Source organism: Klebsiella sp. K47, from assembly GCF_051858335.1.
In the GTDB taxonomy this organism is placed as follows: domain Bacteria; phylum Pseudomonadota; class Gammaproteobacteria; order Enterobacterales; family Enterobacteriaceae; genus Klebsiella; species Klebsiella pneumoniae.
On record NZ_JBPYUI010000030.1, the window covers coordinates 38630 to 53742 of the forward strand.

Below are 15113 nucleotides of genomic sequence, written 5' to 3' on the forward strand. Positions count from 1 at the left end.
ATCAGATTGCTGGTAATTGCCGTCCAGGAATAATCCTGTTTTCGCCGTTGTGTTAACCGCGCCACAGGAGCACAAAAGGGAGAGCGGCGTCGCAATCCAGCAACATTCTCCATATCGCTACAGACCGCCGCGGGCGGCTATGCGAAGATGCGTTTTTTGCTGTTGGAGGCCGCATGAAGCTCACTGATAAAATTCGCCGCGATTGGCACTACTACGCCGTGGCGCTGGGGTTGATTTTTATTCTTAATGGCGTGGTGGGGCTGCTGGGGTTTGAAACACAGGGGTGGCAATCCTACGCCGTCGGTCTGATCACCTGGGTCATTAGCTTCTGGATTGCGGGCTTTGTGATCCGCCGCCGCCCGGCAGAAGAGGCCTGAGGCCGCCGCTGCCAGGCGGGGTAAAACGCGTTTTAGTTCATGGAGGTTTTCAGCGCCCGGTCCGCGGCATGGCGCTCCAGCGCCAGCTCAATCAGGCGGGTGATCAGGCTGGTGTAGTCGAGACCGCTGGCCTGCCACAGCTTCGGATACATGCTGATGTTGGTAAAGCCCGGCAGGGTGTTGATCTCGTTGATCACCACCTCGTTGTCGGCGGTGAGGAACACGTCGACACGAGCCATGCCGCTGCAGCCCAGGGTCTGGTAGGCCTGCACCGCGATAGCGCGAATTTTGTCGTTGATCTCAGGGGCGATAGCGGCCGGGACTACCACCTGCGCGCCCTGATCGTCGATATACTTGGTGTCGTAGGCGTAAAACTCGCTGTTGAGGACGATTTCACCGCAGGTGCTGGCCTGCGGGTGGTCGTTACCCAGCACCGCACACTCAATTTCCCGCCCTTTAATGCCTTGCTCCACCACCACTTTATGGTCAAATTCGAAGGCCAGGGCCACCGCCTGATGGTACTGCTCTTCGTTTTTAACTTTGCTGACGCCAACCGACGAGCCCTGATTAGCCGGCTTAACGAACAGCGGCAGGCCAAGCTTCGCTTCGACATCGGCAAAGCTGAACTGCGCGCGGTTGGCGCGGGTGAGTGTGATAAACGGGGCGACGGCGAGCCCGGCGTCGCGCAGCAGACGTTTGGTCACGTCTTTGTCCATACAGGCTGCAGAGCCCAGCACATCGGAGCCGACGAACGGCAGATTCGCCATGCGCAGCATCCCCTGCAGGGAGCCATCTTCACCCAGCGTGCCGTGGACGATCGGGAAAATCACATCGATGGCCGCCAGCGGTTGGCCGCTTTCGGCGTTAATCAGCTGCTGCGCTTCGCGGCCCGGGATCTGCGCCAGAGTCACCGTGGAAGGGCGCAGGGCAATGCGGGCAGGATCCTGTGCGTTGAGCAGGTAGTTGCCGGCGTCGTTGATGTGCCACAGCCCCTGTTTATCAATACCCAACAGAACCACATCGAAGCGCGATTTATCAATCGCTTCCACGATATTCTTCGCTGACTGCAGCGACACTTCATGCTCCGCCGACTTGCCGCCAAAAACGATCCCAACCCTCATCTTTGCCATTTCAACTTCCATCCAGATAACATCAAAGGGCATAACATACCATGTGAAACCGCTGCCTGGCTGCCATAATATTTACCTGATCAATTGACGGGAGTGGGCGTGAGAGGAAAGACGCTGCTGGTGCTGGCCGGGCTGCTCGGCGCGGGCCTGTTGGGATACCGCAATCTGCCGCCGCACCTGAATCCGCTGGCGCCGCTGGCGCTGGACGATCCCCCGGGCTGGCTGACGTCGTTTAAGCTGCGCAGGCTGACGGCAGACCAGTGCGCCTCCCTGTTGGCGGAAGCCAATCGCCGGCGGCTTATCGCCAGCCGGCCGGTGGCCGACAGCGAGGGAAGCTGCCCTCTGCGTAACGTGGTGCGGGTGGCGAATTTTGGCTCGGTGCAGCTGAGCAGTAGTTTTCTCGCCAGCTGCCCGCTGGCGCTGAGCAGTGCGCTGTACATCGAGCAGCAGGCGAAGCCGCTGACCCGGCAGCTGATGGGGAGCGATCTGCGTCAGATCGATCATCTCGGCAGCTTTGCCTGCCGCAATATTTACCATCGTCAACAGGCGCGGCGCAGTGAACACGCCACGGCGGACGCGCTGGACGTCAGCGGTTTCCGTCTGGCGGACGGTAGACGCGTTAGCGTCCTGCAGGGCTGGCGGAGCGAGACTTCGCGCCCCTGGCTGGCGGCGCTGTTGAGCAGCAGTTGCCATTACTTCGGTAACGCGCTGGGGCCAGAGTACAACGCGGCTCACGCCAACCATTTTCATTTCGGCATGCGCGGGCAGGGCTTCTGCTTTTGAGCATAAAGCGCTATGAGCAGCCTAAATGACCAGAAAATGCTTCGTCAGGCTCTCATCCGCAGCCATAAAACACCAAACTCACCGCCAGCGCATCTATGGTAGTACACCAGTGGGATGAAATTGCTAAGCTAGATAATAATTGGCAAATCATTAATGAATACGCGTAGTTATGGAATCCTGGAAGGTTAATCTCATCTCCGTCTGGTTTGGTTGCTTTTTTACCGGCCTGGCGATTAGTCAAATTCTCCCCTTTTTACCCCTCTACGTCTCCCAGCTCGGCGTCACCTCGCATGAAGCGCTATCGATGTGGTCGGGGCTGACCTTCAGCGTCACTTTTCTTGTCTCGGCGATCGTCTCGCCAATGTGGGGAAGCCTGGCGGACCGTAAAGGCCGCAAGCTCATGCTGCTGCGCGCCTCGTTGGGGATGGCGATTGCCATTTTACTGCAGGCTTTCGCCACCAACGTCTGGCAGCTGTTTATCCTGCGGGCGATCATGGGCTTAACCTCCGGTTATATTCCCAACGCCATGGCGCTGGTGGCCTCCCAGGTGCCGCGCGAGCGCAGCGGCTGGGCGCTAAGCACGCTGTCGACGGCGCAAATTAGCGGGGTGATCGGCGGTCCGCTGCTGGGCGGTTTCCTGGCGGACCACGTCGGGCTGCGGATGGTCTTTTTTATTACGGCGATCCTGCTGACCATCAGTTTTCTGGTGACCCTGTTTCTGATTAAAGAGGGCGTTCGCCCGCAGGTCAGCAAAAGCGAGTGTCTCACCGGGAAACAAGTCTTTGCCTCTTTGCCCTATCCGGGGCTGGTGATCAGCCTGTTCTTCACCACCCTGGTGATCCAATTGTGCAACGGCTCAATCGGCCCGATTCTGGCGCTGTTTATTAAGTCGATGGCGCCGGACAGCAACAATATCGCTTTTCTGGCCGGGATGATCGCCGCGGTGCCCGGCGTGTCGGCACTGATTTCTGCGCCACGGTTGGGTAAGCTTGGCGACCGCATCGGCACCTCGCGGATCCTGCTGGCGACGCTCTGCTGCGCGGTGGTGATGTTCTTCGCCATGTCCTTTGTCACCACCCCGCTGCAATTGGGTACGCTGCGTTTTCTGCTCGGCTTTGCCGATGGCGCGATGCTCCCGGCGGTGCAGACCTTATTGCTGAAGTACAGCAGCGACAGCGTCACCGGGCGTATCTTTGGCTATAACCAGTCGTTTATGTATCTGGGCAACGTCGCCGGGCCGCTAATTGGCGCCTCTGTGTCAGCCATGGCCGGCTTCCGCTGGGTGTTTATTGCCACCGCCATTATCGTTTTCATTAACCTCTGGCAGCTGGCGTGGATGCTGCGCCAAACCCGCCGGGCTAACGCCTGAACCTCTGCTGACGGTATTTATTGCGATACCGTCAGCATTATTCGCCTCAGCGGATTTACTATTACTTTTTGTTATCGTCATGGCGTGAACGCTATTCCATTTTATTATTTTCCAGGCAATCTGGTTATAAGCAACCCCGGTCATGATTAAACAATACTATTTATAGTGGTATTTTATTGTGGTAAAACGTTTCGCTGTATATTGGGTGTTGCGATGATTCTTAATTTAAGTAATTCTGAGGTCCGTCATCGCGTATGACATCCCAATCAAAACAGGCCTCGCATAAGGAACTGGTGCTATGAAGAATCTCATTGCTGAGTTACTGGTTAAACTGGCGCAAAAGGAAGAAGAAGCAAAGGAACTGACGGTGCAGGTTGAAGCGCTGGAGATCGTGGTCACCGCATTATTGCGCCATATGGAGCATGATGCCCAGCAGGCATTGATTCAGGATATTGAACAGGCGATTGACCAGGTGACCCCCTGTCCACCGGTCAACGACCATGATGCGATGCTGTTGCAGCAATATCTAAAGAAGCTGTTGCGGCATCCTCGTAGCTAGTCTTTGTGACACGACAAGGATGCCGTCATTTTTCTGTCATCTCCCTTTTATAAAGTCTCCCTCGTTTTGTTTTTTTAAGTATTTTTTACATGGAGATGACAAAAGTGAAATTAAGCGCCCTGTTTATTGCCCTGATTCCTCTACTGGGCTCGCCGGTTATTCATGCAGAAACTACTGCTGCGCCGGTTCTGGAAAATCGCGCTGCGCAGGGAGATATCACCACTCCTGGCGGCGCGCGTCGTTTAACAGGCGATCAAACCGAAGCGCTGCGCGCCTCGTTAATCAATAAGCCAGCTAAAAACGTTATTTTGCTGATTGGCGATGGCATGGGTGATTCGGAAATTACCGCTGCGCGAAACTATGCCGAGGGGGCGGGCGGTTTCTTTAAAGGAATTGATGCTCTGCCGTTAACCGGGCAGTACACGCACTATTCGCTGGATAAAAAAACCGGGAAACCGGACTACGTGACCGACTCGGCGGCCTCCGCAACCGCCTGGACCACCGGCGTGAAGACTTATAACGGCGCGCTGGGCGTCGATATTCATGAGAATGCGCATCAGACCATCCTCGAGCTGGCGAAAGCGGCGGGGCTGGCCACCGGCAACGTTTCCACCGCCGAGCTGCAGGACGCCACCCCCGCGGCGTTGGTAGCGCATGTGACATCGCGTAAATGCTACGGCCCGACGGTCACCAGCGAAAAATGCCCCAGCAATGCGCTGGAAAAAGGGGGCAAAGGCTCCATTACCGAACAGCTGCTGAACGCCCGACCGGATGTCACCCTGGGCGGCGGCGCGAAGACCTTTGCCGAAACGGCGACGGCGGGCGAGTGGCAGGGCAAAACCCTGCGCGAGCAAGCGCAAGCGCGCGGCTACCAGATTGTGACCGACGCGGCTTCTCTTGCCGCCGCGACGGAAGCCAGTCAGGATAAACCGCTGCTGGGACTCTTTGCCGATGGCAATATGCCGGTACGCTGGGAAGGGCCGAAGGCGTCTTATCACGGTAATATCGATAAGCCGCCGGTGACCTGTACGCCAAACCCGAAGCGTGACGCCTCGGTGCCGACGCTGGCGCAAATGACGGAGAAAGCGATTGACCTGCTGAGTCGCAACGAGAAAGGTTTCTTCCTGCAAGTCGAAGGCGCTTCCATCGATAAGCAGGACCATGCGGCCAATCCGTGCGGCCAGATCGGCGAAACGGTTGATCTTGACGAAGCGGTGCAGAAGGCGCTGGAATTCGCGCGAAAAGACGGTAATACCCTGGTGATCGTCACCGCCGACCATGCGCATGCCAGCCAGATCATCCCGGCGGATAGCAAAGCCCCGGGGCTGACCCAGGCTCTGAACACGCACGATGGCGCGGTGATGGTGATGAGCTACGGCAACTCTGAGGAAGAGTCGATGGAGCACACCGGCACCCAACTGCGCATTGCGGCCTACGGTCCGCATGCGGCTAACGTCGTCGGCCTGACCGATCAGACCGACCTGTTCACGACCATGAAAGCTGCCCTGAGTCTCAAATAAGTCGCTGCCGGTGGCGAAATTGCGTCACCGGCTGGTTTTTTTTCTATCTGCGTCCAGACTTACAACGTTCCACTCACAGAAGGATGGTGCGATGAAAATAACTTTATTGATGACCCTACTGTTTGGCTTGATCTTTATCAGCGCGGTTGGCGCGGCAGAAAAAACGCCCACTCCTCAGCAGCAAAGGATGACGGACTGCAATCAGCAAGCGTCAGCCAAAATGCTGAAAGGTGAGGAGCGCAAAACCTTTATGAGCCAGTGTCTGAAAAAAGAGACCACGACCTCGCAGGGAAAGGCGCTCACCCCTCAGCAGCAGAAAATGAGCGACTGCAGCAAAGCGGCCACGGCGAAATCACTGAAGGGTGATGAACGCAGTACCTTCATGAGTAGCTGCCTGAAGAAAGCCTGAAAAAAAGGGAGCGCACGCGCTCCCTTGTTCTTTAACCTATCAGGGCTTGAAGCCCGCCAGCTCAGCTTCAGGAGCGGCTCAGTTTCTCTGATTTTTCCATACACTGGGTGATGGCTTCGATTACCGCCGAGCGGAACCCTTTCTCTTCCAGCACGCGCACGGCTTCGATGGTGGTCCCGCCAGGGGAACAGACCATATCTTTCAGCGCCCCTGGGTGTTCTCCGCTCTCCAGCACCATTTTGGCGGAACCCATCACCGCCTGGGCGGCGAATTTATAGGCCTGAGCGCGCGGCATTCCGCCGAGGACGGCGGCATCAGCCATCGCTTCGATAAACATAAAGACATAGGCCGGCGCCGAACCGCTTACCCCCACCACCGGATGGATCATCGGCTCGGCAATTTGCTCCGCCTGGCCAAAGCAACGGAAAATAGTCAGCACTTCGGCAACATCTTCGCTGCTCACCAGGGCGTTAGGCGTGACGGAGGTCATACCGGCGTTAACCAGCGACGGCGTATTCGGCATCGCGCGAATGATTTTGCGATCGTGGCCAAGGGCGCGCGCCAGCTGCTCAAGCGTAACGCCGGCGGCGATAGAGACCACCAGCGACTCTTTATTCAGGCTGGAGGCGATATCGCCCAGCACTTTGGTCATGATCCCCGGTTTAACCGCGCCGAAGACGATATCGGCAATCTGCGCCACTTCCTGGGCGCTGTCGGCGGCGTTGATGCCATACTGGTCGCGCAGAGCTGCAACCTTGTCCGGCGACGGGGTGTAGACCCAGATTTGTCCCGGCTGTACCTGACCGCTGGCGATCAGCCCGCCCAGAATGGCCTTACCCATATTGCCGCAGCCGATAAAGCCAATTTTCTTATCCATCACCATTCCCCTCTGCTTTTTTCGTTACGATCTGATTAGCTTACCATCCTGGCGCTTTCCTGGGGGAGAAAAGCAGGTAACATTGGCGTCACTTATTGCAGGTAACAGGAGCTGGCATGGCCATTTGGGTGGATGCGGACGCGTGTCCGAACGTGATTAAAGAGATTTTGTTCCGCGCGGCAGAGCGGACCCAGACTCCGCTGACGCTGGTGGCGAACCAGCCGCTGCGCGTGCCGCCGTCGCGTTTCATCCGCACCCTGCGGGTTGAGCAGGGTTTTGACGTGGCGGATAATGAAATCGTTCGCCAGTGCGCGGCGGGAGATTTAGTGATCACTGCCGACATCCCGCTGGCGGCGGAGGTGCTGGCGAAGGGCGGGGCGGCGCTGAATCCGCGCGGGGAACGTTACAGCGAGGCGACGATCCGCGAGCGGCTGACGATGCGGGATTTTATGGAGACATTACGGGCCAGCGGCGTTCAGACCGGCGGCCCGGATAGTTTATCGCAGCGCGATCGGCAACAGTTTGCCGCCGAGCTGGAGAAGTGGTTGCTGGCGGTTAAGCGTCGCCAGGGTTAAACCCAGCTATCGTCATCGCTGCCAAAATCATCGTCGCCAAAGCCGGCGTCGAAGTCGTCGTTCCAGGTATTGTCGGCAAGGAACTGATCGTCTCCCTGGCGGAACGGATCGTCACCTGCGGTGGTGTCCTGCGCGATGCTGTCCTGCGCGGAGGCGGCATCAGGCTGCGGCTTCTCTTCGATGATATTGACTATCTCCTGCGGGTGCGAGCCGCTGAACATATTGGTCAGCATATTGCCCAGCACCACGCCGCCTGCCACGCCAGCGGCCGTTTGCAGCGCGCCCGCCATAAAGCCGCCGCCGCGTGCGGCAGCCTGCGGGGCATAGTTCTGCTGCGGTGGTGGCGTATACTGCGGCTGAGCGCTGGCCTGCGGGCGACCATATTGCTCCGCGCCCGGGATAGGGTCAGAACCGCGTGACGAGCCGCCACCGCCAAACAGGCCGGAGAGGAAGCCGCCGCTGCTGGGCTTTGCCGCCTGCAGTTGGCTGACCTGACTCTCCAGCGCCTGGATGCGATCGTTAAGCTGTTTAATCGCCGCTTCCTGGATAAGAATGGTTTGCGCCATATAGTAGGGGGCCGCCGGCTGCGCGCTCACGTGTTGGGCAATCCGCTCCTCGGCGCTGGCATCGCGCGATGCGCTGTGCGCCTCAGCCTCTTTCAGCCGGGAAAACAGTCCATCAATAAGGCGTTGTTCTTCAGATTGCATGTTACATTCCTCTGTCACACTGTCGAATAGGCATCAGGGTGCTTCTGAAACGTGATGTTGTAAATATGTTGCTTCGTAAAGCTATGCATAAATGTGTTACCGTTTACGCCAGCGGTGGATAAAAAATAACGCCAAGCGGAAAGTAAAGCTGGTTAAACACTAAATGCAATGATAAGTTTACATTAATAGCCCCTCTTCTCACCGTGGTAATGGGGTGTAAAGAAGTTGTGTAATTTTTTCTTTACGTATGCATTGCGGGACAGACAGCGATAATACGTGCTTTCGTTTTCATTTTTTTGCGACAGACGGAACCAGGGGGTCTTCGGTTATGACACAGCCTATCTTTCTTATTGGGCCACGCGGCTGCGGTAAAACCACCGTCGGCCATGCGCTGGCGCGAGCGCGGCATTTTCAGTTCTCCGATACCGATCATCGGCTACAGGCCCATGAGCAGCGGACGGTGGCTGAGATCGTGCAGGCGGAAGGGTGGGCGCGTTTTCGCGAACTGGAGACCCTGTCGCTGAAGGCCGTGACCCTGCCGAATACGGTAATCGCCACCGGCGGCGGCATTGTGCTGGCGGAAGGTAACCGTCAGTTTATGCGGGAGAATGGCGTGGTGATTTATCTGCAGGCCTCGGTGTCGGCGCTGATTGACCGTCTGGAAGCCTACCCGAAAGCTGAACAGCGGCCGACGCTGACCGGAAAACCGGTGCGCGAGGAAGTGGGCGAGGTGCTGGCGCAGCGCGAAGCGTTATACCGGGACGCTGCCCACCATATTGTGGATGCCACGGCCTCGCCGGATCGGGTGGTGGAGCAGATTATGTCCATGCTATGCAGCGCGACGGCAACCCCGGTAAGTTAAGAATTTACTTACATTAAGGCGGCGAGGGGCGCCTATACTTAATAGTTCTGCTACCAGAAGAAGGAAGAACTATGCCAAACAGGCCCCCATATCCGAGAGAAGCGCGCGTGGTTGCGGTAGAGAAAGGTCCTCAGGGTCAGACGGTGACCTGGTATCAGCTCCGTGCGGATTATCCTGAGCCTGATTCGCTTATCAGCGAACATCCTACCGAGCAGGAAGCCGTGGATGCCAAACGGCGTTATGAAGATCCTGACAAGTCGTAACCCCCTGAGCCCGAATTGCCCGCCATGCTGGCAATATCGGGCGTATCTCACATTTTTTATTTATCAGTCGTACTAATGAATATCTAACACACGGATTTTTCAGGCACGGCGCCGCCGCCCGGCAATCTTTACATTCAACCGCGGCGTGGAGCTGCTACGCTTCTCGACGGTTGATTTTTACTCACCAGGGGGGCGGATGCTGTGTGTGGAAAGCCTGTGTTGAAGCAGTGGTTGTGAAAAGGTACATGATATGAGTAGTGCAACGATGGCAATTTTGACCATCGGCGTTGTGCCGCTGGCGGGAGTATTGCCGCTCCTGACCGAACATATCAGGGAAGAACAGATCGCCCACATCAGCCTGCTGGGCGAGATGACGCCTGACGAGGTAATGGCCGAGTACGCCGTAGGTGACGGCGAGAAAGGACTCCTGACCTTGCTCAGTAATAACCAGTTGGTGATGGTGTCGCGACAGAAAATTGAACGCGATGTCCGCAGCGCGATCGCGATGCTGGATCGACAACATTATGATGTGATCCTGCTGCTCAGTTCCGAACAGCTGACCGGTTTTACCACCCACCACGCGATCCTCCTCGAGCCGCAGCGGATCATCCCGCCGCTGGTGGCATCGATCGTCGATGGGCACCAGGTAGGGGTGATCGTGCCGGTGGAAGAGATCATGCCCATGCAGCGGCAAAAGTGGCTCTCGCTGGAAAAGTCGCCATACTACGCGCTGGCCAATCCGTTTACCGGCAGCGACAGCGAGCTATTAACCGCCGGCAAAACGCTGCTGGAGCAGGGCGCCGACGTGCTGGTCCTCGACTGTCTCGGTTACTATCAGCATCATCGCGATGTGTTACAAAAAGCCCTCGATGTTCCGGTTTTGCTGTCGAATGTGCTGGTTTCCCGACTGGCGGCAGAACTATTGGTCTAATGTGTTAATTTCGCGTGACAGGGGCAAGGAGCGCCCCCTATATTGAGCCTTTAACCGACGATCAGAAGGGCTTGTTTATGCTTCAAAGCAATGAATACTTTGACGGAAAAGTGAAATCCATTGGCTTCACCAGCAGCAGTACCGGTCGCGCCAGCGTTGGCGTGATGGCGGAAGGGGAATACACCTTTGGTACGGCGCAGCCGGAAGAGATGACGGTAGTCAGCGGGGCGCTGAATGTCCTGCTGCCGGGTGAGACTGAGTGGAAAGTTTACGCTGCCGGCGAAGTTTTCAATGTGCCAGGCAACAGCGAATTTCATCTGCAGGTGGCTGAGCCAACCTCTTATCTGTGCCGCTATCTGTAAGCCAGCGTGACGCCCGGCGTCTGCCGCCGGGTTGTTTTTTCCTTCCTGCCCGGCAGGAAGGAAAGCGGCGCTTAGCGCTGCGCTTCGCCGCCGAGCCCTTCCACCAGGCTTTGGATCAGGGCAGCCAGCTCGCCGGTCATTAAGATAAAGTCGGCGTCAAAGCGCTGGGCGAAATCTTCCCGATCGATATCTTCGTTTTGGTCGCGCAGTTCATCGCAGAACTTGAGGCGCTTAATTGACGCGTCGTCGCAGATCACAAACTGAATACGCTGCTGCCAGTCCAGCGCCAGCTTGGTGACGACCTTCCCGGCCTCAATGTGTACAGCGATTTCGTCGCTAACCAGATCCTGCTTCTTGGCGCGGATCACGCCGCCATCTTCCAGCATCGCTTTCAGCTCGGCTTCGTCCAGCAGCTGGAAGCCCTGCGCCACGGTGCCGGAGCGGACCCACTCGGTCAGCGTTAGCTCAATCGGATTCTCCAGGGTCAGCGGCACCACCGGCAGCGAGCCGAGGGTTTTACGCAGCAGGGCCAGAGTATCTTCCGCTTTCTTCGCGCTGGCGCAGTCGACCATGATCAGGCCGTTGACGGTGTCGATCCACATCATTGTCTGGCTGAAGCGGCTGAAGGCGCGCGGCAGTAGCGAGTGCAGCACTTCATCTTTCAGGGAATCTTTCTCGGTCTTCTTCAGCTTGCGCCCCTGATCGGCTTCCAGCTTCTGGATCTTTGCCTCCAGCGCCTGCTTAATCACCGGCGACGGCAGGATCTTCTCTTCTTTACGCGCGCAGATAATGATCTGGCCGTTTGCCGTATGCGTCAGCGCGTCGCTGTGCGATCCCATCGGCGACACCCAACCGGTTTTCGCCATATCCTGGCTGCCACAAGGGGTAAATGTCAGCTCGGCCAGCTGTTTTTCCATCTCCTCGGCGCGCAATTCGATATCGCGGCTGAGACGGTAAACCATTAAATTTTTGAACCACAGCATGATAATTTCCACGGCTTTGTCGTTAAATCAGGCGGGCATGATAGCGAATTGTCGCTATGCTTGCATTGTTAATCGGGGTGAGGAGCTGAGCGTGCGTATTGGTATTGATTTAGGTGGAACAAAAACCGAAGTGATAGCCCTGAGCGACCAGGGAGAGCAGCTGTTTCGCCACCGGTTACCCACGCCGCGGGAGGACTACCGGCAAACCATCGAGACCATCGCCACTCTGGTGGCGATGGCCGAGCAGGCGACCGGACAGCAGGGTACCGTGGGGATGGGCATTCCTGGCTCAATTTCGCCTTATACCGGGGTGGTGAAAAACGCCAACTCGACCTGGCTCAACGGCCAGCCCTTTGATAAGGACCTCAGCCTGCGCCTTGAGCGGGAAGTCCGGCTGGCTAACGATGCCAACTGTCTGGCGGTGTCGGAAGCGGTGGACGGCGCGGCGGCGGGGGCGCAAACGGTATTCGCGGTGATTATCGGCACCGGCTGCGGCGCCGGGGTGGCGCTCAACGGGCGGGCGCATATCGGCGGCAATGGTAACGCTGGCGAATGGGGACATAACCCATTGCCGTGGATGAACGACGATGAGCTGCGCTACCGTGCGGAAGTCCCTTGCTACTGCGGCAAACAGGGGTGTATCGAAACCTTTATCTCCGGCACCGGTTTCGCCACCGACTATCAGCGGCTGAGCGGCAAAGGGTTAACCGGCAGCGAGATTATGCGCCTGGTGGGAGAAGGTGACGAAAAGGCTGAACTGGCGCTGAGCCGCTATGAACAGCGGCTGGCGAAATCGCTGGCCCACGTGGTGAATATCCTCGACCCGGACGTTATCGTGCTGGGCGGCGGGATGAGCAACGTCGAACGGCTGTATCAGACGGTGCCGGACCTGGTGAAGCAGTGGGTCTTCGGCTGCGAGTGTGAAACGCCGATCCGCAAAGCGATGCACGGCGACTCCAGCGGGGTACGCGGCGCGGCCTGGCTGTGGCCGCTCCAGGGGACCTGAACCGCTTCCCCGCCCCCTAACCCTCTCCCTCGGGAGAGGGTTAGGGGGCGGGGACATCGCCATAATTCAGACCTCACTCCACCGCAAACGCTTTGTCCAGCCGGCTATAGCCCAGGCCGTTAATCTTCTTCACTTTGATCTGCACCGGAATGCGGTCTTTCATCGCCTCCACGTGGCTGATCACCCCGATAATCTTACCGCTGGCGTTAAGGGCATCCAGGGCGTCCAGCGCCGTGTCCAGCGTTTCGCTGTCGAGGGTGCCGAAGCCTTCATCAAGAAACAGGGAGTCAATCCGCGTCTTATGGCTCACCAGGTCTGACAGCGCCAGGGCCAGCGCCAGGCTGACGAGGAAACTTTCGCCGCCGGAGAGGGTGCGGGTGTCGCGCACGGCGTCGGCCTGCCAGGTATCGACAACCTCCAGCTCCAGCGCCTCGCTGGCCTTGCGCTGTAGCAGATAGCGGCCATGCAGGCGGTTGAGCTGCTGGTTTGCCAGCCAGACCAGATTATCCAGCGTCAGCCCCTGGGCGAATTTGCGGAACCGGTCGCCGGTGCTGGAGCCGATCAGCGAATTGAGATAGCCCCAGTCGTCCGCCAGCTGCGCCGCCTCTGCAATCTGCTGCCCCAGCGCCTGCTGCTGTTGACGGCTCTCTGCGTCCTGCCTGAGCTGCTGGCGGATCTCACCCTGGCGGGTAGTGTTATCCCGCAGCCGCTGGGCCAGGGCGTGCAGCTGGGTTTGCAGGGTGGGGACGTCAGCGTCCACCCCTTGCGGACGCAGCGCCAGGTGCGCCTCATGTTGCCGGGTCGCCTGCTCGCAGAGCGCGGCCGCCTGCTGAAGCTGCTGCTCCAGCGTCTGTTTTAACTGCGTCAGCCGCTGGGCGGTCTCGTCATCCAGCAGCGCGGCGAGGAACGCCTCCCGATCGCTAAAGCGGCTGGCGGCCAGGGCGGAGGTGAATTGCGCCTGCGACTGGTCCAGACGCGCCTTTTCCTGGGTTTCCTGCTGCTGCTGGGCGACAAGCTGACTGTGCAGCGACAGGCATTCCTCGTGGATTTCGCGCCAGTTGTCCGGGATGGCCGACTCAGCTTCAACCTCTGTCTCGTCGCTGGTCGGCAGCGTCTCCAGCAGTGGCCGCAGAGCAGCGATTTGCTGCTGAATGGCATCATGTCGGGTCTGTTGCGCCTGCCACTGGGCAAATTCGCTTTCGCGAGCGTGCAGCCAGGCGGCTTCTGTCCCTTCTGCCGGCAGGCTCAGGGCCAGGGCCTGCAGGGCGCTCTCCAGTCCCTGGCGCGTGGCCGCCAGCTGCTGCTCGGCCTGGCGCTCCAGCGCCTGCTGATCGTTAAGCTGACTCTGCAACATCAGGCGCTGGCTGAGCTGATAGAGCTGCTGCTCGTAGCGCTCCTGCTCCTGCATCCAGTCGTTTATCTCTTGCGCAATATCCCGCGCGATGTGCAGAGAGGCGCAGGTCTCCTGCCACGCTTTAGTAAGCGCTTGCTCTTCCTCTGCGAGCCGCCCGGCCGCTTCGGTGTCACGCTGGAGCTGTTGCGTCAGGGCCTTGACCTGCCCGAGGATCAACAGGCCTTCTTCTTTCAGCGCGGCGACCTCCTTTTCCAGCGCATCGCGGCGGCGCTGATTATCCGTGAGCGTCAACGAGGCGTATTGTTCAATCGCCGGGTGTTCACAGGCGCCGCACAGCGGACAGGGCTTACCCGCCTCGAGCCGGTCGCGGTAGCTTTCCAGGTCTTTAATCGTTTCTTCCCGTTGGCAGAGCGCCTTCAGGTCGAGATAGTGCTGGTTTTTGTCTTTATATTGTTCCCGGCGCAGCGTCAGGGTAGCGTTAAGTTTTACCTGCTCCGCCTGCGCCTGCTGGACGCTGTCGGCGTTCTGGCGCAGACGCTTGCGCAGCAGCTGATGCTGCTCATGCAGGGAGATCAGGCGCTGGCGCAGCGGCCGCGATTGGGTTTGCTGTTCTATCGCTGCGGCAACGTCATCCGCGCTCAGGGCGAGAGGGCTGGCTGGCAGCGTGGCCAGCTTCTGGCGTAGCGCGGCCAGGCGGGTGCTCTGAGCCGTTAGCTGTTGTTTATCCCGCGTCAGTTGCGAGAATTGCGCTCGCCAGCCGGCGATCTCCTGACCCCATAAGCGGAAACGCTCATGGGCGGCCAGCCACTGCGCCAGATCGGCCAGTTCAGCCTGACGCTGCTGCTGAGCGCGCAAGGCGCCCTGGCGGATGCGCGCGCGCAGCACCGTGCTGGCAAGTAAGCGAGCATTTACTTCACTGATCCGCTGCCGGGTTTGCGCCAGGCCTGCCGTCTGCTCCTGCTGGCGCTCCCACAGGGGACGCAGTTGGGCGGCGGGCTGGGCCAGCTCAAGCTTCGCCAGCGCCGGGGCGGCGTCCGCCAGCGCCT

17 protein-coding genes are annotated in these 15113 nt (G+C 58.7%); 12 read left to right on the forward strand and 5 right to left on the reverse strand.

The genetic code is table 11. The features are described 5' to 3' along the window. The first annotated feature begins 173 nt into the window (after positions 1-173). A complete protein-coding gene (locus RRF55_RS23070) occupies positions 174-377 on the forward strand; it encodes a DUF2754 family protein (protein WP_002890215.1) in 204 nt (67 codons plus the stop codon). Between the two features lie 32 nt (positions 378-409). Here RRF55_RS23070 and ddlA read toward each other — a convergent pair whose 3' ends face one another. Then, complete coding sequence (gene ddlA, locus RRF55_RS23075) at positions 410-1507, reverse strand: D-alanine--D-alanine ligase (protein ID WP_004151348.1); 1098 nt, start codon at positions 1505-1507, stop codon at positions 410-412. Positions 1508-1606: 99 nt separating this feature from the next. On the opposite strand from ddlA, the gene RRF55_RS23080 reads away from it, so the two are divergent. From RRF55_RS23080 to RRF55_RS23100, 5 genes are all read left to right on the forward strand, one after another. Continuing rightward, positions 1607-2290, forward strand: coding sequence for an extensin-like domain-containing protein (locus RRF55_RS23080; RefSeq protein ID WP_021312323.1), 684 nt, complete (start codon positions 1607-1609; stop codon positions 2288-2290). Between the two features lie 169 nt (positions 2291-2459). Further along, positions 2460-3659 (forward strand): multidrug efflux MFS transporter, encoded by a 1200-nt coding sequence (locus RRF55_RS23085; protein ID WP_253893914.1) that lies wholly within the window; start codon positions 2460-2462, stop codon positions 3657-3659. Positions 3660-3957: 298 nt separating this feature from the next. Beyond that, positions 3958-4218 (forward strand): anti-adapter protein IraP, encoded by a 261-nt coding sequence (gene iraP / locus RRF55_RS23090; protein ID WP_002890221.1) that lies wholly within the window; start codon positions 3958-3960, stop codon positions 4216-4218. Positions 4219-4307: 89 nt separating this feature from the next. Then, the gene (gene phoA / locus RRF55_RS23095; protein ID WP_004232385.1) at positions 4308-5738 is read left to right on the forward strand and encodes an alkaline phosphatase; all 1431 of its coding nucleotides are present in this window, start codon (positions 4308-4310) and stop codon (positions 5736-5738) included. Positions 5739-5829: 91 nt separating this feature from the next. After that, positions 5830-6147: a PsiF family protein gene (locus RRF55_RS23100; RefSeq protein ID WP_002890225.1), complete on the forward strand. Its 318-nt coding sequence runs from the start codon at positions 5830-5832 to the stop codon at positions 6145-6147. A gap of 67 nt (positions 6148-6214) precedes the next feature. Here RRF55_RS23100 and proC read toward each other — a convergent pair whose 3' ends face one another. Further along, positions 6215-7024, reverse strand: coding sequence for a pyrroline-5-carboxylate reductase (gene proC / locus RRF55_RS23105; protein WP_004177276.1), 810 nt, complete (start codon positions 7022-7024; stop codon positions 6215-6217). Between the two features lie 116 nt (positions 7025-7140). Here proC and RRF55_RS23110 point away from each other — a divergent pair, with 116 nt between their 5' ends. Next, complete coding sequence (locus RRF55_RS23110; RefSeq protein WP_002890230.1) at positions 7141-7599, forward strand: YaiI/YqxD family protein; 459 nt, start codon at positions 7141-7143, stop codon at positions 7597-7599. Here RRF55_RS23110 and RRF55_RS23115 read toward each other — a convergent pair. Further along, complete coding sequence (locus RRF55_RS23115; RefSeq protein ID WP_002890273.1) at positions 7596-8306, reverse strand: DUF2076 domain-containing protein; 711 nt, start codon at positions 8304-8306, stop codon at positions 7596-7598. The genes RRF55_RS23110 and RRF55_RS23115 overlap by 4 nt on opposite strands. 328 nt (positions 8307-8634) lie before the next feature. On the opposite strand from RRF55_RS23115, the gene aroL reads away from it, so the two are divergent. The 4 genes from aroL (at position 8635) to ppnP (ending at position 10724) form a co-directional block, all read left to right on the forward strand. Continuing rightward, positions 8635-9168 (forward strand): shikimate kinase AroL, encoded by a 534-nt coding sequence (aroL, locus tag RRF55_RS23120; protein WP_002890276.1) that lies wholly within the window; start codon positions 8635-8637, stop codon positions 9166-9168. Between the two features lie 71 nt (positions 9169-9239). Further along, positions 9240-9431: a YaiA family protein gene (locus tag RRF55_RS23125; protein ID WP_002890278.1), complete on the forward strand. Its 192-nt coding sequence runs from the start codon at positions 9240-9242 to the stop codon at positions 9429-9431. A 250-nt stretch (positions 9432-9681) separates the two neighbouring features. Further along, positions 9682-10362 carry an AroM family protein gene (locus RRF55_RS23130; RefSeq protein WP_004144619.1) on the forward strand — a complete coding sequence of 227 codons (681 nt, stop codon included), beginning with the start codon at positions 9682-9684 and terminating at the stop codon, positions 10360-10362. Positions 10363-10439: 77 nt separating this feature from the next. Then, on the forward strand, positions 10440-10724 hold the full coding sequence (gene ppnP / locus RRF55_RS23135) for a pyrimidine/purine nucleoside phosphorylase (RefSeq protein ID WP_002890284.1): 285 nt from the start codon (positions 10440-10442) through the stop codon (positions 10722-10724). Positions 10725-10795: 71 nt separating this feature from the next. Here the strand turns inward: ppnP and rdgC are convergent, their stop codons facing one another. Then, positions 10796-11707, reverse strand: coding sequence for a recombination-associated protein RdgC (gene rdgC, locus RRF55_RS23140; RefSeq protein ID WP_002890285.1), 912 nt, complete (start codon positions 11705-11707; stop codon positions 10796-10798). A gap of 91 nt (positions 11708-11798) precedes the next feature. On the opposite strand from rdgC, the gene mak reads away from it, so the two are divergent. Next, positions 11799-12713 (forward strand): fructokinase, encoded by a 915-nt coding sequence (gene mak / locus RRF55_RS23145; RefSeq protein ID WP_021312321.1) that lies wholly within the window; start codon positions 11799-11801, stop codon positions 12711-12713. A 73-nt stretch (positions 12714-12786) separates the two neighbouring features. Here the strand turns inward: mak and sbcC are convergent. Then, positions 12787-15113, reverse strand: a 2327-nt coding sequence (gene sbcC, locus RRF55_RS23150) for an exonuclease subunit SbcC (RefSeq protein WP_308904859.1), incomplete at its 5' end; no start/stop codon positions are given.